The organism is Rhodoferax sp. RT5P35, from assembly GCF_056521385.1.
This window is the reverse complement of the sequence record NZ_JBWMAX010000239.1, coordinates 1-1,179: the sequence shown is the minus strand read 5'-3', so window position 1 is coordinate 1,179 and position 1,179 is coordinate 1. Positions and strand designations below refer to the sequence as shown.

Annotated in this window: 1 protein-coding gene; it reads left to right on the top strand. The window is 65.2% G+C overall.

Going from position 1 to position 1,179, the window contains the following annotated elements:
- Window positions 1-95: 95 nt before the first annotated feature.
- On the top strand, window positions 96-1,179 hold a 1,084-nt coding region (locus tag AC097L_RS25310), incomplete at its 3' end, for a metallophosphoesterase family protein (protein WP_479589463.1).

Sequence of the window (1,179 nt, the reverse complement as noted above, 5' to 3'; positions counted from 1 at the left end):
GATGTGGTGCTGTCCGATCGCTACACCGTGCAAAGCTATTTCGACGAGCGCATGGCCGAGCTGCGCGGACCCAAAACCTGATAACCGGAGCTTCCATGTGCACACCACCCACCCGTTTCGCCCTCGCCCTGCTGGTCGCCGCACTGGCCGGTTGCACTTCCCTGGCCCCCGGCCCCGAGAAGGACAAAACCTACAACATCACCATCCTGCACACCAACGACCACCATGGCCGGTTCTGGAAAAACAGCGATGGCGAGTACGGCATGTCGGCGCAGAAAACCGTGGTAGACCAGGTGCGCAAGGAAGTGGCCGCCGCCGGTGGCTCCATGCTGCTGCTCAGCGGCGGCGACATCAACACCGGCGTGCCCGAATCCGACCTGCAAGATGCCGTGCCCGACTTCAAGGGCATGAACCTGCTGGGCTTCGATGCCACGGCCGTGGGCAACCACGAGGTCGACAAGCCCCGCGCCGTGCTCAACATGCAGCGCGAACTGGCCACCTTCCCCATGCTGTCGGCCAACATCTACGACCAGGGCCAGCGCATGTTTGCGCCCTACAAAATCTTCAACGTGGGCGGTATCCGCGTAGGCGTGATGGGCCTGACCACCGAAGACACCTTCAAGATGGTGCTGCCCGACAACGTCAAAAAGTTCTCCAGCCGCAGCGCCGAGACGGTGCATCTGCCCGACCTGGGGGTGGCCATCCACGGCCAGAGCTTCCCGCAGCGCGAGGTGCCCGAAGACCTGGTGCCGCACTACCCGGGTGCCGTGCCCGGCCAGTTCAACATCGGCCTGCTGCACACCAGCCTCACCGGGGCCAGCGGCCTTGACGCTTCCGCGCCCACCGACATCCCCACGCTCAAAACCAGGGGCTATGACTATTGGGCACTGGGCCATGTGCACACCCGCGCGGTGGTCTGCGAATCGCCCCGCGTCGTCTTCCCCGGCAACCTACAGGGCCGCCACGCCAATGAAACTGGGCCCAAGGGCTGCGAACTCGTCACCGTGACCAATGGGCAGATGGAGGCGCGGTTTGTGCCGCTGGACGTGGTGCGCTGGCACCAGCTCAGTGTGCCGCTGGATGGCATCGACCACCTGGCCCAGGCCAGCCAGGCCATCACTGCCGCGTTGACGCAAGCCACCCTGGGCGCGGGCGACAGATTGCACGCCCTGCGCGTCC